The following is a 15,204-nucleotide window of genomic DNA, read 5'->3' on the forward strand; positions in this document are numbered from 1 at the left end:
GCGGCGCTGCGCGGCCGCCCGGCGCACGGTGCGGGGCGCCGGCGCGCGACGGACCCGAGTCTGCCGGCCGTCCCGATTCGTGGCCGTGCGGCCCGGATTCCTCCGGTGCGCCGGAGGCGTCGGTTACGCTCCCGGGATGCCCGCCCCCGCCGCCACGCCCGACGGCCTCGCCGCACGCTGCACGCGTGTGTTGTTCTCGCCCTGGTCGCGGCTTGCCCTGCTGCTGGTCCTGCTGGCCTGCGCCGCGTCGGCGATGCTGCTGTGGCGCCCGCAACAGTTGCTGTCCGGTGGCTGGCCCGCGCAGTGGTCGGGGCCGACGGCGCTGGCGATGTTCGCGGTGGCGTACGGCGTGTGCACCACCGCCTTCGTACCGCGGCCGGTCCTGAACCTCGCCGCGGGCGCGCTGTTCGGCAGTCAGTCGGGGCTGGTCACGGCGCTCGCCGGGACGGTGCTGGGCGCCGGGCTGGCGTTCGGGCTCGGCCGCTTGCTCGGGCAGGACGCGTTGCGGCCGCTGTTGCGCGCCCGCTGGCTGACCGCCGCCGACCGGCAGTTGAGCGAGCACGGGTTCCGCTCGATGCTGTTGATCCGGCTGCTCCCGGGGCTGCCGTTCGCGGCGACGAACTACTGCGCGGCGGTCTCCAGGATGCGGTGGTTCCCTTTTCTGGCGGCCACGACGCTGGGGAGCGTCCCGAATACGGCGGCCTACGCGGTCGCGGGGGCGCGGGCGTCGGCGCCCACCTCGCCGGCGTTCCTGCTGTCCATGGGCTTCATCGCGGTCAGTGGCCTGGTGGCGGTGGCCATCGCCTGGTACAAGCGGAAGGCGTTGCGCGGGGGCTGAGCGCACGTCCCGTTCACGCGGGACCGCTTCCCCATGGCCCGTTCACTCGGGAGTTCGTGGCCTGCGGCCGTCAGGACGCGGGTGTTCCGGCGCGGGCGGCGATGTGGGGCGGGAGCGGTGTCCCGGTGCCGAGTGCGGGGTCCGGTTCGGGGGTACCCCATGCGGTGCGGAGCGGGAGGACGCCGGCCCACAGGCCCAGTTCGGCGTCCGGGCCGTCGCCGTCCTCCGGGGCGCCGGTCCTGATCTTCACCGATGCCTCGTCGAGGGACAGGGCGAGCAGTGCGGTGGCGGCCAGTTCCTTGCGGTTGGGGCGACGGGCGTACTCCCATTGGCCGGGTGCGGACTGCTCGGTGAGGCAACGCAGTCCCGCGAGCTTTTCCGCGTCGTCGGTGACGGGGCGGGGTGCTCCGTAGATCATCGCGCTGCGGTAGTTGACGCCGTGCTCGAAGACCGAGCGGGCCAGCACCAGGCCGTCGACGTGGGTGACGGTCACGCAGACGTCCGCGCCCGGGGAGGAGACGAGGCTACGGCTGGCGACCGAGCCGTGGAAGTAGAGGGTGGTGCCGTCCGTTCCGTAAACGGTGGGTATCACGCGGACGGTGCCGTCGACGGTCACTCCGAGGTGGCAGACGAAGCCGGCCGCCAGGATGGCGTCGAGTTCGGCGCGGTCGAGGCTGCCTTGTTCGCGGAGCCGGCGGTGTCGGGTGCGGTCGGTTTCATTCAGTGTGCGGCCCGTGGCGGGTATGGACGTGGTCATGGCGGTCTGCCTGTCTGCTGTGGGCTGCCGGGGTACGGGAGCTGCCGTGCCGCGGGCCGGGAGGCGGGCTGTGTACGCGAGTGGGCAGCCCAGCGGGTCTGCCCGTCAGATTAACGACTTCACAATATTCATGCCAGGTACTTCACGGAATTCGTTGCCAAGAAGCTATGTGGCAACCGAATTCGTACAGAGTCGATGGTCAGGAGCTGAGGTGATATTGGGCCCAGGGTTGGTGGGCCGCCGCGGCGGGCTCCTCGTGGGCCGGGGCGATGCTGCCCCAGGGGGCGAGGGCGCTGTCCCAGTCGGAGGTGAGGGCGGTGACGTCGGCAACGGAGTCGGTGGCGGGCATCGCGCCCGTGTGCCAGGCGGAGGTCATGTGATGGGCGGCCGGCGCACCGTTCCAGGTCGCCGACTGCTGGGCGGGGATGGTGTATTCGGCCTCTTGGACGTCGCCGGGGCCCCGGCGGTGCCGGCCCGCGTAGGTCTCGGTGGGGCCCGGGTAGAAGCGCCCTTGGGCGGACAGTTGCTGGGCGCGGGCGATCAGGCGCGAGAGGTCGAGACCGAATTCGACGGCCAGTTCCCTCAGGTCCACGCCGGTCTGCCAACTGCCGATCAGGACCGCGTCCATGGCGGGCGACCAGTTCTGGTCCGGCGGGACGGCAGGGGGCACCGTGGCGGTCGGGCGACTGCCGGTCGCGGTGAGCGGATCGGAATTGTGGTCGGCCACCGGAGCTGGTTCTTCCGGTTCTTTTTCCCTGGGCGGCACGCGGGCGGTGGTGGACAGGAGTTCCTCGGCGACGGCGCGCGCGTCGTCCTTGCCCACTGTGCGCCGGGCGATCCGCACTTCCCGTTCGTTGAGCCCGAACAGTCCGGCCACCGCGCCCGTACTGCCCACCGTCACCGCGAACGCCGCCAGCACGCGGGAGCGATCGGCCTGTGCCTCGTCAAGTCTGGCCTGTGCTTCCCGGACACGTTCGTCACCACGACAAAACGCTTCTGCCAGTACGGCGTTACGGTCCCACAAATCTCTCGGATCCATACTCAGACAACGCCGCTTCCGTCGGAGGTGATCCGATCTGTCGCTGCAAAGCACCCCAAAGCACCCATCGGACCACCAGATGACAATCACCTCGTAGCGCGGCTGACAATCACGTCGTAGTCCAGGGGCCGCCCTCGTCGGGGAGAACTCGATTGTCAGTGCGGCGCGTTACCTTCTGAATCAGCCGGACGTGCCGGGGGTCGGCGGCTCGTACCGGTCGTTCCGACGAGCGGAAGGTGGTACGGGATGCTTCGGGGGCGCGGTGTCGAACGGCGTTACGGCGTGTCGGGGTGGGGCAGGCCGATGGGGTTGGGGAAGGGCAGCACGTCCGCGGCGAGGATGCGGCGGACGACGGGGTGCAGCAGCTCCAGCAGTTCGTCGACTTCCGACGGGGAGAGGGGGCGGAGCAGCCGGGCGGCCAGGCGGTCGGTCTCCTCCTCGATGTGGGTGCGTTCGCGCAGCCCCGACGCGGTCGGCTCGCCGTGGGCGTCGAGGAGGTCGCGGGAGCGCAGTCGGTCCGCGGCGGCGGCCCACTCCTCCTTGGTCCAGCCGCGGTCCTCGCGCATGGTGCCCTCGGGCACCCGGCCGGAGGCGGCGGTGAGGACCAGCGCCTCGCAGCCGTCCAGTTCCCGTTCGGCGAGCACCGCCAGATGGGCCTCGCCGCGGAACTCCCTTAGTGCGGCGGTGAGTTGCCACAGGCGCTCCACGGGGTCGGCGTGGTCGCACAGTGCGCGGTTGGCGGCGAAGAGGGGGCGTGCGGTGTCGGGGGCGGCATCGACGAGTTCCTGGAGGCGGGGCAGCAGCGCGGGGGCGGTTTGGTCCAGGTCCGGGGCGATCGTGCGCAGGGCGTGGGCGGCGCGGGTGCCGCGTTCGTCGAGGACGTGGGCGGGGCTGACGATGTTCCACGCGGCGGGCAGCGCGCGGGCCACCATACCCGGGGCGAAGACGCCGAGGACTGCGGTGGCGGCCGCGGGTTCGACGGCGCCCAGGGGCGCGGTGCGGGCGGCGAAGTAGCCCATCCAGAAACCCTTGAGACCGAGGGACTTGCCCAGGGCCCGGCAGTCGTCGTCGAAGTAGCAGACCGCGTGCAGGGGTTCGGTCATCAGCCAGAGCGATCGTGCCCGCTGTGCCGTGGTCGGCTCCATGCTGTGTGCTCCTCGGTCGGCTGCTGGGGGTGCGATGGGCGGAGGGGCGGTCCCGGTGGCCTGTGCGGGGCGGTTCCCGGGGTGGCTCCGTGATCCGCACGCTATCGCCGTCCGGGCGGCGGCGCAGGAGAGCGGCGGGAAAGGGCGGCGGGAAAGGGCGGCGGACGCGCTGGACGGCGCGGAGCTCCGCGCGGCGGTGAGCGCGCATCTTCAGGAGGTCTGCCCTGACAAGCACCTCCGACTGCTGTGGCAGGACGAGCCGCGGTCCGTGGCACCGGAGGACGACGACGCGGGCCGGGCGGCCTTCCTCGCCGTGTCGGGGGCGGAGAGCCAGGGCATCCGCGCCGTGGAGCGGCTCGACGGGAACGTGGGCCGGATCGAGCTCCGGCGGATCGCCGACGCTGGTGAGGACGCTCGGGCGATCGGCGCGGCGATGAAGCCGGTCGCGCACACCCGGGCTCTCCTGCTCGACCTGTGGGGCTGCCTCGGCGGCTCGCCCGAGGGGGCGGCCATGTGGTGCGGCTACTTCTTCCCCGACGACCAGGCGCACCTCAACGACATCTACGAGCGGGCCACCGATTCCACCCGCTGGTACTGGACGATGGCGCACCTGCCCGCGCCCCGCTACCTCGACCGGCCGGTGTACGTGCTGACCAGTGCCACCACGTTCTCCGGCGGGGAGGACGTGGCGTACACGCTGCAGGCGCACGGGCGGGCGGTGGTGGTCGGCGAGACGACGCGGGGCGCTGCGCATCCCACCGCCCGGCATCCGGTGACCGCGCACCTCACCGTCGCGGTGCCGACCGCGCGGACCGTGAACGCGGTGACGGGCACCAACCGGGAGGGCGTGGGAGTCCGCTCCGACCGCCCCGTTCCGGCGGAGCGGGCGCTCGAAGTCGCCTACGAGGAGGCCCGGCGGAGCGAGGTGCAAGCGGGTGCCGGTGCAGCGGGAGCGGCCGCGTCAGGGGCGGCCGCCGGCGCCGAAGCCGGAGTCCCAGGACCAGAGGTGGGCGCAGGTGGGGCACTGGAGGTGCAGCCGGCTGCCCTTGTTGGACAGCAGGTAGCGCCAGTGGTCGGCGCAGGTGCGGCCGTCGCTGCAGGTACCGCAGTCCTGGTGGTCCTGGCAGCGGGGGCAGGGCACCCAGGCGCGGCGGCCGATGTCGGCGGTGGGGTCGATCGGCAGCATGCTCAGCCCTGCTCGGTGGCCGGCAGCACTCCGGCGGCGACCAGCCGGGTATAGAGGGCCTGCTGGTCGGCGTCGAGGCCGGAGTAGAGGAGCCGCTGCGCCTCCGCCTCGCCCGCCAGCACCGCGACGGGGTCCCAGTCGTCGCCGAGCGCGGCGACGACCTCGGCCCGTCGTCGGGCTTCGTGGCCGGCGAAGTCGAACTCGAAGGTCCCCAGGGAACCGTCACCGGAGATGCCGGTGACGCGGGATATGTCGGCTCTGGAGTCGGAGGAGCCGGTGTGGTCGGTCATGCTGCGCTTCCTGTACCACTCGCGGACGATTCGGACGAGTCCCCCCGATCGGACGTGTTTAGCAAGTGGGACGAGACTGAGGAAGCGTCAGCCGGATGGACCCTCCGGATACGGGCCGAGGGAGGGCCGCGGAAGCGCGGAATATCGGGGGCGAAGCGGGAGGCCGGGCGGCGGGGCGTGACGGATGTCATGCCCGGCGCGTCGGATGTGATGCCCGGCTGGGCGGCGGGACTGCCTGCGGTCCATGTCACCCCGGGGCCCCGGGCCGGCTACGAGGTCCCGTCCTCCGCATGCGGATGGTCGGGGTGTGGGGGTGGGGTGGGAGGCGGCGGATGGCGACGGCTGCGGCGTCGTCGGTGAGGCGGCCGTTGGTGTGGGTGAGGAGGTCTTGGCGTAGTTGTTGGAGGAGGTGGTGGGGGTGTGGTGGGTCCAGGCGGGGGCGCGTTCGGTGAGGGGGTAGAAGGTGCCGTGGGAGTTGCGGGCTTCGGTGACGCCGTCGGTGTAGAGCAGGAGGAGGTCGCCGGGGTGGAAGGGGAAGGTGTCGGTGGGGTAGTTGGGGGGTCCGGTGAGGGCGCCGAGGCCGATGGGGAGGGCGGTGTGGTGGGGGGTGAGGGGGTGGGCGTGGCCGTTGCGGAGGAGGAGTGGGGGTGGGTGGCCGCAGCTGATGGTGCTCAGTTCGTGGCGGTGGTCGGGGATGTCGAGGAGGCAGACGGTGGCGAAGGTCTCCTCGGCGCCGACCTCGACCCCGGCACCGGCGCCGACCCCGGCCTCGGCACCGGCGCGGGCGTCAGTGTCGGTGCTGGTGTTGGTGGTGGGGTTGGTGTGGTGTGTGGTGGTGTGCCATTGGCTGGTGTCCCAGCGGATGGCGCCGTCGAGGTGGCGGGCGAGGCGGGGGAGGGTGGCTTGGCGGTGGGCGGCGGCGCGGAAGGCGCCGAGGATGAGGGCGGCGTGGCTGTAGGCGGGGAGTCCTTTGCCGCGGACGTCGCCGATGATCAGGCGGGTGCTGGCGGTGGTGCGGGCGGCGGCGAAGAGGTCGCCGCCCATTTCTGCTTCTTCTTCGGCGGGGAGGTAGAGGGAGGCGATTTCGAGGTCGCCGCTGTGTGGGGGGAGGGGGCGTAGGAGGACTTTTTGGGCGACGGCGGCTACGGAGCGGCTGCGGGAGAGGCGGCGTTCGTTGCGTTCCCGTACGACGGTGAAGACGAAGACCAGCGCGGAGACCACGATCAGGGCACCGATCTGCGCGTAGAGGTTCTCCGTGAACAACACGCCGCGGGCGAGACCGATGCTCACCTGGGCGGCGACCGCCAGCGTGCCGATCAGGGCGGTCGGGCCGGGTCCGGCCAGGGCGGCGGTGAGGGCGGGGGCGGCGACGAGGAGCGGCCCCAGGTGGATGTCCGGCGGGGAGAGGACGTCGATCATGCAGACCGCGACGATCAGCCCGACCGGGATCAGCATCAGGGCGTGGCTCGGATCCGGTCGCTGGTACAGATGCGTCAGCCGTCGAAAGGGCATGCACCATGGTTGCACTCAGGTGAGGCAAATGCCCGGATAACCCGATTCGCGATGATGATCCCGTGACATCCCCGGCGGCGACGCGGTGTCGGCGCCGGACGCACCGCTCCGTCGCGCCGCCCCGCCCTCGGCCCGCTACTCGATGACCAGCTCGACGTCGATGTTGCCGCGCGTGGCCTTCGAGTAGGGGCAGAACTGGTGCGTGGCCTCGACGAGCTGCCGCCCCGCCTCGCCCGCCAGGGCGTCCGGGAGCTCGACCCGCATGACGACGGCGAGGCCGAAGCCGGTGTCGTCCTTGCCGATCGAGACCTCGGCGGTGACCGAGACGTCCTTGGTGTCGAGCTTCATCTGGCGGCCGACGTTGGCCATCGCGCTGGCGAAGCAGGCGGCGTACCCGGCGGCGAAGAGCTGCTCCGGGTTGGTGCCGGCGCCGTTGCCGCCGAGCGCCGGGGGCATGGCCAGGGCGAGGTCGAGCCGGCCGTCGGAGCTGACGGCCCGGCCCTCGCGACCATTGGCGGTGGCGGCGGCGGTGTACAGCGCGTCCATGAGGGGTCCCTTCGAGCGGGTGGTGAATGAGGGCGGACGGCGCACGACCTCGCGGCCCGTGGTGGGCCGGCCGTGCGATCCGGCCGGACACCACACTCGCACGCAATTGAGTTGTGCACAAGTTAGTTGTGTACAACTTAATTGGCCGCCCCGCGTTAACCTGGAGCCATGACCACGCTCCCGGTTTCCGACGCCGAACTGCTCCGCCTCGACCATCAGGTCTGCTTCTCGCTGCACGCCGCCTCGCGGGCGTTCGGCAACGTCTACCGGGACGCACTGAAGGAGCTGGGGCTGACCTACCCCCAATACCTGGTCATGCTGGTGCTGTGGGAGCACGGGCCGGAGCCGGTGAAGAGCATCGGCGAGCGGCTGCGGCTGGATTCCGGCACGCTCTCGCCGCTGCTGAAGCGGCTGGAGACGGCGGGGCTGGTGCACCGGGAGCGCAGCCCCGAGGACGAGCGCTCGGTGATCATCCGACTCACCGGGGCCGGCGAGGAGCTGCGGGAGCGGGCACTGCCGGTCCCCCGGCGGATGATGGCCGCCACCGGGCTCACCGTCGACGAACTCCGCACGCTGCGCAGCCTGTTGGGGCGGGTCACCGGCGCGCTCGACGAAGCCTGAGCGCAGACCGCGGTCCGGCGGACGCGGCGCGGGGGTGCCCCGCAGCCGCCGGCGTCCGACCCGTACCCCGCTGCCCGTTCGAGCGTTAGACAACGAGCTGCCCCCCGCGGCGCATGGCACCCGTAAGGGGGCCTCTCCCCCACTCCGGTGTGCCCCATCACCCCTTTGAGCTACCACGGTTGGGGAGCGACCGGGACAAAGGCGTATAAAGGGTGGCCAAACCAGCCGGAGTCACCGGCGAAATCCCGCCCAGAACGCGGTTGGCGGCATCGCCTACGAACAGCGGAGGAGCGCCACGTGAATGCGGCAGAAGTTGTCAACACCTTGCTGGAGGAACGGTTCGGGGTCGCCCGCGGAGAGGTGACCGCGCAGACTCCGCTGCGCCACCTGCGGCTGGATTCCCTCGCCCTGGAAGAGCTCCGGGTGCTCATCGAGGAGCGGTTGGACATCGATCTGGAAGAGGTGTCGCTGACCTCGCGCGACACGGTGGGACAGCTGGTGGCGGCCATCGACGGCAAAGTCGCCGCGTGACGGCCCGGCAGCAGCCGTTCGCCGCGGCCGTGACCGGACTGGGCCTGGTGACCGCCGCGGGCGTGGGGACGAAGGCCACCTGGCACACCATCACCCATGAGGTGGTGCCCGGCAATGTGTCCCAGCAGGCCGAACTCGTCGACCTGCCCTGCGACTTCATGTACACCGCGGCGGATCTGGACACCACCGCGCTGCTCGGTGTGGCCGCCCAGCGGCTGATGGACCGCTTCTCGCAGCTCGCGGTGATCGCCGCCCGGGAGGCGGTCGGCGATGCCGGGCTGGACCCGGAGAGCTGGGACAGCGGCCGGGTCGCGGTGGTGATCGGATCCGCCCACGGCGGGTTGCCGTTCTACGACCAGCAGAGCGCGGTGATGGCCGGGTACGGCGCCCGGCGGGTCTCCCCCAAGCTCGCGCCGCTGACCGTGATCAACAGCGCGGCCAGCAGCGTCTGCATGGACCTCGGGGCGCACGGCCCCAGCCTGGGAGTGGCGACGGCCTGCTCCTCCGGGACCGTCGCGGTGGGCACGGCGCACCAGTTGCTGCGCGCCGGAGCCTGTGACATCGCCATCGCGGGCGGTGCGGAGTCGGTGCTCTCCCGGCTGCTGATCGCCAGCGCCTGCCAGATGAAGGCGGTCTCCACGCGGCGCGACGACCCGGCCGCGGCCTGTCGCCCGTTCGACGTGGACCGGGACGGTTTCGTCGTCGGCGAGGGTGCGGGGCTGCTGGTGCTGGAGCGGCCCGAGCACGCCCGGGCCCGGCGGGCGCCGATCCGTGCGCAGATCGCCGGCTACGGAGCGTCCAGTGACGCGTACGGGGCGGTGGCGCCGGATCCCGAGGGGCGGGGCGTCGAGCGGGCGCTGCGCAGCGCGCTGGCGGACGCCGACGTCCGGCCCGACGACGTGGGGCATGTGAACGCGCACGGCACCTCGACGGTGCTCAACGACCGCATCGAGGCGGTGATGTTGCAAAGAGTGCTCGGCGAGCATCCGTTGGTGACGTCGACGAAGGCGATGACCGGGCACACGTTGGGCGCGGCGGGCGGGATCGAGACCGCGTTGACCGTGTTGGCGCTGGAGCAGCAGTTGGTGCCGCCGACCGCCAACCTGACGGTGCCCGATCCCCGGATCCCGATCGACGTGGTGCACGCCGAGGCCCGGCCGGCGGCGTTCGACTGTGCGGTCAAGACGTCGCTGGGGTTCGGGGGCCACAATGCGGCGCTCGTCCTGACCCGCGGTTAGGGCCCCTCCGGTGGATCGGGGCGCCCGGTCGTGATCCACCGGTCGCGCCCCGGGGCATGACCGGTGCTCCGGGCCCCATCGAGCCTCTCCCAGAAGGAAAGCCATGTCCGAGGAAGTGATCCGTTCCTTGTCGGTGCGCGGGGTTTCGTACGCGTACCGGGTGTTGCGGCGGCCGGATCGGTGCGTCGAGCCCGTCATGGTGTTGGGCGGTGCGTTGCAGGGGATGTTCGGCTGGCCGCAGATGGAGGACCGGCTGACGCCGGTGGCGGACGTGGTGACCGCGGATCTGCCGGGTATGGGCGGCGCGGAGGCGCTGCCGCCGGGGCCGAGCATCGAATTGCTGTGTGCGGCGATCCTGCGGATCATCGACGATCTCGGCGCCCCGCGGATCAATCTCTTCGGCTTCTCCTACGGGGCGGGCCTGGCCTTCGGGTGCGCCCGGCGGTTCCCCGGGCGGATCGCCCGGCTCGTGCTGGGCGGGGTGCCGTCGCACATCACCGAGGGACAGGTGGCGCACTGGCGGCGGGCCTCGCGGTTCCTCACGGACGGGGACACCGACACCTTCGCGACGATGGTGGCCGAGGGGCTGCTGTGTCAGGACGAGAGTCGGTCGGTGACCCGGCGGGAGCTGGCGTACCGCTATGTACGGCGGGCGATGTTGCAGGCGGCGCTGCACTCGCCGCACGCGGTGGACTCGCTGCGCCGGGCGCTGACCGACCGACCGGACTTCTCGGGGGGCCTGTCCGGCATCCCCGCGCTGGTCTTCAGCGGTGAGCACGACACGGTGACGCCACCGGCCCGGCAGCGGGATTTCGCGGCGACGATCGCGGGCAGCCGCTTCCTGAGCATTCCCGACGCGGACCACTGGGTGGTGCTGGAGCGCCCGGCGGAGGTCGCGGAGCTGGCGGTCCGCTTCTTCACGGACCGGCCGCTGGGGACGGTGGCGCGGCAGGCCGCGACGGGGGCGGGAGCGGTCGCCGATCCGGCGTGGGCGTGAGCGGAGGGACCCGGCGGCCACGTGCCGTAGCCGGGTGACCGCACAGTGGCGGGGCCGGGTTCGCCGGGGTGGCGAACCGGCCCCGCCGGGCTGTGACCGGGGGCACAAACTGCCGTGTCCGGAGGGGCTCTTGAGGGCCTCCGGCGGTGACGCCCAGCACGCGACGTACGTCACGTACGACTCGGCCTAGTCGGGTCCGGGGACGGTGCGGGCCGGAAATCACAGGCCCCATTACGGACATCTCGCCCGAACGCACGAAGATGGGTAGTACACGGCATCATTGCCATCATCCCGGGCCGGCGCTAACCATGTTTCCCGTACCACCGAGAACGGGCCTGCGGACCCCGCCAGAGCGGCGAGCGCGGCACTGACCCTCGGTTCCGACAAACGCCACCGATGGCCACCTCCCCCGCCACCACGCCCTGGAAGAGGTCACCCTCGCATGCCCATGCCCAACTTCTCCCTGCCCCGTTCCGTCCGCCTGACCCGCACGCACAAGGTCTCCGCGGCGCTGGTGGCCTCCGCGAGCTGCGCGGCCGCCCTGGCCATGACCGCGGCGCCGAGCAACGCCGCGTCCCCGGCCGCCCACGCATCCGCCGTGGTCAAGCCGGTCGGCGCCAACGGCCTGCCGGTCGTCGCGAAGGAGCAGGCCGGCGCGGACGCCAAGGAGCAGGACCGCACGGTCGCCGCTTCGGTCTCGGACGGCCTGAAGGTGACCGCGGTCGCCGAGCAGGGCCACGCCGCCCAGCAGGCCGCCAACCGCTCCGCCGAGCGCACGGAGATCGCCAAGGAGGCGCCGAAGGCCGCCCCCAAGGCCGCCGCGCCGAAGAAGTACGCCGACAACCTCGACGGCTGGATCCGCCAGTCCCTGGACATCATGCAGTCCAAGGGCATCCCCGGCAGCTACGAGGGCCTGCACCGCAACATCATGCGCGAGTCCAGCGGCAACCCGTACGCCATCAACGACTGGGACATCAACGCCCGCAACGGCATACCCTCCAAGGGCCTGCTGCAGGTGATCCAGCCCACCTTCGACACCTACCACGTGTCCGGCACCGCCCATAACCTGTACGACCCGGTGGCCAACATCACCGCCGCGGCCAACTACGCGGCGCACCGCTACGGCTCGATCGACAACGTCAACTCGGCTTACTGAGGCGGCTTTTCGCGCCCCCGAGGCGCCTGCGACGCCCATGGCGATGGCCCTGACCGCACTGTGCGGTCAGGGCCATCGCCATGGGCGTCAGTACATGTGGTCCTGGCGCGACGGGCCGCCGAAGAGGACGTCCAGGACGTGGCCGGCGATACGGAGGCCCTCGCGCTCCCTGGGGGTGAGGCGGTGCTGGTGATGACGGTCGTGCTGACGCTGGCGGCCGTGGTGGTCGGCGGGGGCCGCGGCGGCGACGCCGGTGGCGAGGGATCCTGCGGCGACCAGGCCGGCGAGCACGACGGTGAGGCGACGGAGCATGAGCACTTCCCTACGGTGAGTGGTGGTTGTGCGTGCTCTCACTCTCCGGGACCTGCGGTTCCGCCGCCTTCCGACAGCCCGGACGCTGCTACGAACGGACGAGCAGCGCCGCCGTATCGACGGACGAGGGGGCGCGAACCGCCTCGGGCGCGCCCCGGGGAGCCCGAAGTGGGCGGCGGCGATGGGGATTTCGGATGTGACCCAGGCAACTTTCACGGGACTCCGCGGGGGCTTTCGAGGGCCTCTGCGGGTGACCCCGGGCACGCGACGTACGTCACGTACGAGCCCGCCTAGTCGATGCCGAGGTGGAGCCGGCCCGCAAACGCGGCGTAAATACCCACTCAATTCGGACATCAACTGACATCTCACGAAGAGAGGTAGTACAGGGGGGCATTGCCACCCACGAGGTCGGCCGTTAACCATGGATCCCGTCGCACCGAGAGCGCGCCGCACCTCCCGCCCCAACGGCGAACGCGGCCAAGAGCCTCCGGTCCGAACGCGCCAACGATGGCCGCCTCCCCGTCCCCCGTACCTGGAAGAGGTCACCCCCGTATGCCCAGTTTCACCCTGCCCCGCGCTGCCCGGATCGCCCGTATCACCCGCACCCACAAGGTCGCCGTGGCCGCTCTGGCCGCCGCCAGCGCCACCACGGGCCTGGCCGTCACCGCGGCCCCGAGCCACGCCGCGACCACGGCCGCGCACGCCCCCGCCACGGTCAAGCCGGTGAGCGCCGACGGGATGCCCGCCAAGGCCGACAGCAAGGCCGAGCGTCCGGTGAGCGCGTCCGTCGCGGACCACATCAAGGTCACCGCCGTCGCGAAGCAGGACCGCGTCGCCGAGCAGGCCGCCAGCCGGTCCGCCGACCGCCCGGCCGCGCCGAAGAAGTACGCCGACAACCTCGACGGCTGGATCCGCCAGTCCCTGGACATCATGCAGTCCAAGGGCATCCCCGGCAGCTACGAGGGCCTGCACCGCAACATCATGCGCGAGTCCAGCGGCAACCCCGAGGCCGTCAACGACTGGGACGTCAACGCCCAGAACGGCATACCCTCCAAGGGCCTGCTGCAGGTGATCCAGCCCACCTTCGACACCTACCACGTGTCCGGCACCGCCCATAACCTCACCGACCCGGTGGCCAACATCACCGCCGCCGCCAACTACGCGGCGCACCGCTACGGCTCGATCGACAACGTCAACTCGGCGTACTGAGCGAGCCACCGTCGATGGCGGAAGCAACGCAGGAGACAGGCGACCCGGCAGGGTCGGCATAGAGAGCTGGCGAAGCGGCGACATGGCGCGTTCGCCGCTGAGCGGAGAGCGGGTCCCGGCACTGCCGGGGCCCGCTCGTCATGTGCCACGGCCGTCGGACGGAAGGCCCGCGGGGGCCGCCCAGACGAGTGAGATGGCCCGGCCGGACGGCGGACCGCGGGCCCATCGAGCCATGGAATCGGTCATTTCAGCGTATAAGTCTTTTCATCGGCAGGGTCCTGCTCAAAAGCTGCCGAAACAGACTCGACCGAAGTTCTTCGGAGGCACGCGATGCCCTTGCGCAGATCCGCACCGGCCCGGCGTACGGTCCACCTTGCGGCCGGCTCCCTCGTCACACTCGTCACCGTGCTCGCACTGCCGCTCGGCCTGCCCGGCACCGCCACCGCGACACCGGACGCCGGAAAGACCCCCGCCCACCCCGAGCAGGACTGGATGGGCTCGACCATCGCGGTGCACGAGGGGACCGACGGGTCCGGCCCGTCGGAGCAGCGCGGCGCCTGGAACCGGAAGACCGTGGCCGGCGTCGATGTCTCCAGCCACAACGGCACCGTGGGCTGGCGCAAGCTGCGGCATATGGGGGTGCGGTTCGCCTACGTCAAGGCCACCGAGGGGAACAGCTACAAGAACCCGTACTTCGAGCAGCAGTACCGGGGCTCGTACAACGCCGGCATGATCCACGGTGCGTACCACTTCGCGCTGCCGGACCACTCCAGCGGCGCCGAGCAGGCCCGGTACTTCTCGCACCACGGCGGCGGCTGGTCGCGGGACGGCCGGACGCTGCCGGGCGCGCTCGACATGGAGTACAACCCCTACGGCGCGACCTGCTACGGCAGGAGCCATTCGAGCATGGTCAATTGGATCGCCGACTTCGTGCGCGCCTACCGGGAGGAGACCGGTCGGGACGCGGTGATCTACACCTCGACGAACTGGTGGAAGCGGTGCACCGGCAACTCCGACCGGTTCGGCCGGAGCAACCCGCTGTGGATCCCGCGCTACGGCTCGTCCGTCGGGACCCTGCCGGGCGCCTGGCGGTTCCACAGCATCTGGCAGCACACCTCCTCGGGGCACACCGTCGGCGACCACAACCGGTTCAACGGCCCGTACAGCAGGCTGAAAGTGCTGGCCAACGGCGAGGACGACGACTGAGCGAAGGCCGACGAGCGGGCAAAAGGCGACGCAGCGGAAACAGGAACACGCGTACTGGCGGAATTTCGCCTGCAACCATCCCCGTCCGGCCGGTGTCCAACACGGTGCGGCACCAATTCGGTGCACGACCACGCGAAGGACACCACCTGACGGGGGTTTTCCATGAAGCGTTCCTCTCTCCTCATCGGTTCCGCGGCGCTGGCCGCGGCGAGCGTCGCCACCATGGGCCTGGCCACCAGCGCCGCGGCCGCTCCGGTCCGCGGCGCGGCGTACAACGGGGCGTGCGGCGCCGGTTACGCCGTCGTGAATTCCGCACCGGTCAGCGGAAAAGGCACGGTCTATCTCACGTACAGCGCAAAGACCGGAAAGAACTGTGTGGTGACGGTCCGGAACAGTCCGGGGAAGCCGGTATTCGTCCATGCCGAGCTCGGGCCGTCAGACCACAGTTCCGATCCGGTATTCGACAGCGGGAAATACACCGCGTACGCCGGACCGGTCTATCTCGCGGCGAAAGGCCGGTGCGTGGACTGGGGCGGGGCCATCGAGAAGGTGAGCGTCCGGGTCGCCGGCTCCAACTGCGGGCGGATGGCGCCCGGGGTCGTGGTCCGGCACTGAACCGGC

17 protein-coding genes and 1 pseudogene are annotated in these 15,204 nt (G+C 71.4%); 10 read left to right on the forward strand and 8 right to left on the reverse strand.

Translation table 11 applies throughout. The annotated features are described in order from the left end of the window. Nucleotides 1-136: 136 nt before the first annotated feature. Nucleotides 137-838 carry a TVP38/TMEM64 family protein gene (locus tag SNOUR_RS05885; RefSeq protein WP_079142252.1) on the forward strand — a complete coding sequence of 234 codons (702 nt, stop codon included), beginning with the start codon at nucleotides 137-139 and terminating at the stop codon, nucleotides 836-838. A gap of 70 nt (nucleotides 839-908) precedes the next feature. Here SNOUR_RS05885 and SNOUR_RS05890 read toward each other — a convergent pair whose 3' ends face one another. From SNOUR_RS05890 to SNOUR_RS05900, 3 genes are all read right to left on the reverse strand, one after another. Next, the gene (locus SNOUR_RS05890) at nucleotides 909-1,595 is read right to left on the reverse strand and encodes a pyridoxamine 5'-phosphate oxidase family protein (protein ID WP_067344444.1); all 687 of its coding nucleotides are present in this window, start codon (nucleotides 1,593-1,595) and stop codon (nucleotides 909-911) included. Nucleotides 1,596-1,794: 199 nt separating this feature from the next. Then, nucleotides 1,795-2,514: a hypothetical protein gene (locus SNOUR_RS05895; RefSeq protein WP_312632067.1), complete on the reverse strand. Its 720-nt coding sequence runs from the start codon at nucleotides 2,512-2,514 to the stop codon at nucleotides 1,795-1,797. A gap of 395 nt (nucleotides 2,515-2,909) precedes the next feature. Continuing rightward, the gene (locus SNOUR_RS05900) at nucleotides 2,910-3,779 is read right to left on the reverse strand and encodes an SCO6745 family protein (RefSeq protein ID WP_067344446.1); all 870 of its coding nucleotides are present in this window, start codon (nucleotides 3,777-3,779) and stop codon (nucleotides 2,910-2,912) included. Nucleotides 3,780-3,813: 34 nt separating this feature from the next. Between SNOUR_RS05900 and SNOUR_RS05905 the strand changes: the two are divergent. Then, nucleotides 3,814-4,632, forward strand: a pseudogene (locus SNOUR_RS05905) (S41 family peptidase); the annotation flags it as partial. Nucleotides 4,633-4,740: 108 nt separating this feature from the next. Here the strand turns inward: SNOUR_RS05905 and SNOUR_RS48075 are convergent. The 4 genes from SNOUR_RS48075 to SNOUR_RS05920 form a co-directional block, all read right to left on the reverse strand. Further along, nucleotides 4,741-4,965, reverse strand: coding sequence for a hypothetical protein (locus SNOUR_RS48075; RefSeq protein ID WP_079143355.1), 225 nt, complete (start codon nucleotides 4,963-4,965; stop codon nucleotides 4,741-4,743). Between the two features lie 2 nt (nucleotides 4,966-4,967). Continuing rightward, nucleotides 4,968-5,255 (reverse strand): DUF6400 family protein, encoded by a 288-nt coding sequence (locus tag SNOUR_RS05910; RefSeq protein ID WP_312632068.1) that lies wholly within the window; start codon nucleotides 5,253-5,255, stop codon nucleotides 4,968-4,970. An 87-nt stretch (nucleotides 5,256-5,342) separates the two neighbouring features. Beyond that, complete coding sequence (locus SNOUR_RS05915) at nucleotides 5,343-6,767, reverse strand: PP2C family protein-serine/threonine phosphatase (protein ID WP_312632069.1); 1,425 nt, start codon at nucleotides 6,765-6,767, stop codon at nucleotides 5,343-5,345. Nucleotides 6,768-6,902: 135 nt separating this feature from the next. Continuing rightward, a complete protein-coding gene (locus SNOUR_RS05920) occupies nucleotides 6,903-7,313 on the reverse strand; it encodes an organic hydroperoxide resistance protein (RefSeq protein WP_067344447.1) in 411 nt (136 codons plus the stop codon). Between the two features lie 168 nt (nucleotides 7,314-7,481). Here SNOUR_RS05920 and SNOUR_RS05925 point away from each other — a divergent pair, with 168 nt between their 5' ends. The 5 genes from SNOUR_RS05925 (at nucleotide 7,482) to SNOUR_RS05945 (ending at nucleotide 11,856) form a co-directional block, all read left to right on the forward strand. Then, nucleotides 7,482-7,934: a MarR family winged helix-turn-helix transcriptional regulator gene (locus SNOUR_RS05925; RefSeq protein WP_039630175.1), complete on the forward strand. Its 453-nt coding sequence runs from the start codon at nucleotides 7,482-7,484 to the stop codon at nucleotides 7,932-7,934. Between the two features lie 297 nt (nucleotides 7,935-8,231). Beyond that, nucleotides 8,232-8,465, forward strand: coding sequence for an acyl carrier protein (locus SNOUR_RS05930; RefSeq protein ID WP_039630177.1), 234 nt, complete (start codon nucleotides 8,232-8,234; stop codon nucleotides 8,463-8,465). Then, the gene (locus SNOUR_RS05935) at nucleotides 8,462-9,703 is read left to right on the forward strand and encodes a beta-ketoacyl-[acyl-carrier-protein] synthase family protein (RefSeq protein WP_067344448.1); all 1,242 of its coding nucleotides are present in this window, start codon (nucleotides 8,462-8,464) and stop codon (nucleotides 9,701-9,703) included. Before SNOUR_RS05930 ends, SNOUR_RS05935 begins: the two co-directional genes overlap by 4 nt. A 103-nt stretch (nucleotides 9,704-9,806) precedes the next feature. Then, nucleotides 9,807-10,700: an alpha/beta fold hydrolase gene (locus SNOUR_RS05940; protein ID WP_067344449.1), complete on the forward strand. Its 894-nt coding sequence runs from the start codon at nucleotides 9,807-9,809 to the stop codon at nucleotides 10,698-10,700. A 448-nt stretch (nucleotides 10,701-11,148) separates the two neighbouring features. Then, entirely contained in the window at nucleotides 11,149-11,856 is a 708-nt protein-coding gene (locus tag SNOUR_RS05945) for a transglycosylase SLT domain-containing protein (RefSeq protein ID WP_067357748.1), read from the forward strand. Between the two features lie 87 nt (nucleotides 11,857-11,943). On the opposite strand, the gene SNOUR_RS05950 is transcribed toward SNOUR_RS05945, so the two are convergent. Then, the gene (locus SNOUR_RS05950; protein WP_039630184.1) at nucleotides 11,944-12,168 is read right to left on the reverse strand and encodes a hypothetical protein; all 225 of its coding nucleotides are present in this window, start codon (nucleotides 12,166-12,168) and stop codon (nucleotides 11,944-11,946) included. Nucleotides 12,169-12,720: 552 nt separating this feature from the next. Here SNOUR_RS05950 and SNOUR_RS05955 point away from each other — a divergent pair. The 3 genes from SNOUR_RS05955 (at nucleotide 12,721) to SNOUR_RS05965 (ending at nucleotide 15,198) form a co-directional block, all read left to right on the forward strand. Next, on the forward strand, nucleotides 12,721-13,377 hold the full coding sequence (locus tag SNOUR_RS05955) for a transglycosylase SLT domain-containing protein (RefSeq protein ID WP_067344451.1): 657 nt from the start codon (nucleotides 12,721-12,723) through the stop codon (nucleotides 13,375-13,377). 330 nt (nucleotides 13,378-13,707) lie between these two features. Beyond that, nucleotides 13,708-14,583: a lysozyme gene (locus tag SNOUR_RS05960; protein WP_067344453.1), complete on the forward strand. Its 876-nt coding sequence runs from the start codon at nucleotides 13,708-13,710 to the stop codon at nucleotides 14,581-14,583. Between the two features lie 162 nt (nucleotides 14,584-14,745). Further along, nucleotides 14,746-15,198, forward strand: coding sequence for a spore-associated protein A (locus SNOUR_RS05965; RefSeq protein ID WP_067344455.1), 453 nt, complete (start codon nucleotides 14,746-14,748; stop codon nucleotides 15,196-15,198). Nucleotides 15,199-15,204: the final 6 nt, after the last annotated feature.

Origin of the sequence: Streptomyces noursei ATCC 11455 (assembly GCF_001704275.1) — a bacterium.
Taxonomy (GTDB): Bacteria; Actinomycetota; Actinomycetes; order Streptomycetales; family Streptomycetaceae; genus Streptomyces; species Streptomyces noursei.

Excerpts from the sequence above, each read along its gene's own strand:
- SNOUR_RS05885 (WP_079142252.1), top strand. The coding sequence starts at position 137 with ATGCCCGCCCCCGCCGCCACGCCCGACGGCCTCGCCGCACGCTGCACG.
- SNOUR_RS05890 (WP_067344444.1), bottom strand. The coding sequence starts at position 1,595 with ATGACCACGTCCATACCCGCCACGGGCCGCACACTGAATGAAACCGAC.
- SNOUR_RS05900 (WP_067344446.1), bottom strand. The coding sequence starts at position 3,779 with ATGGAGCCGACCACGGCACAGCGGGCACGATCGCTCTGGCTGATGACC.
- SNOUR_RS48075 (WP_079143355.1), bottom strand. The coding sequence starts at position 4,965 with ATGCTGCCGATCGACCCCACCGCCGACATCGGCCGCCGCGCCTGGGTG.
- SNOUR_RS05910 (WP_312632068.1), bottom strand. The coding sequence starts at position 5,255 with ATGACCGACCACACCGGCTCCTCCGACTCCAGAGCCGACATATCCCGC.
- SNOUR_RS05915 (WP_312632069.1), bottom strand. The coding sequence starts at position 6,767 with ATGCCCTTTCGACGGCTGACGCATCTGTACCAGCGACCGGATCCGAGC.
- SNOUR_RS05920 (WP_067344447.1), bottom strand. The coding sequence starts at position 7,313 with ATGGACGCGCTGTACACCGCCGCCGCCACCGCCAATGGTCGCGAGGGC.
- SNOUR_RS05925 (WP_039630175.1), top strand. The coding sequence starts at position 7,482 with ATGACCACGCTCCCGGTTTCCGACGCCGAACTGCTCCGCCTCGACCAT.
- SNOUR_RS05940 (WP_067344449.1), top strand. The coding sequence starts at position 9,807 with ATGTCCGAGGAAGTGATCCGTTCCTTGTCGGTGCGCGGGGTTTCGTAC.
- SNOUR_RS05945 (WP_067357748.1), top strand. The coding sequence starts at position 11,149 with ATGCCCAACTTCTCCCTGCCCCGTTCCGTCCGCCTGACCCGCACGCAC.
- SNOUR_RS05950 (WP_039630184.1), bottom strand. The coding sequence starts at position 12,168 with ATGCTCCGTCGCCTCACCGTCGTGCTCGCCGGCCTGGTCGCCGCAGGA.
- SNOUR_RS05955 (WP_067344451.1), top strand. The coding sequence starts at position 12,721 with ATGCCCAGTTTCACCCTGCCCCGCGCTGCCCGGATCGCCCGTATCACC.
- SNOUR_RS05960 (WP_067344453.1), top strand. The coding sequence starts at position 13,708 with ATGCCCTTGCGCAGATCCGCACCGGCCCGGCGTACGGTCCACCTTGCG.
- SNOUR_RS05965 (WP_067344455.1), top strand. The coding sequence starts at position 14,746 with ATGAAGCGTTCCTCTCTCCTCATCGGTTCCGCGGCGCTGGCCGCGGCG.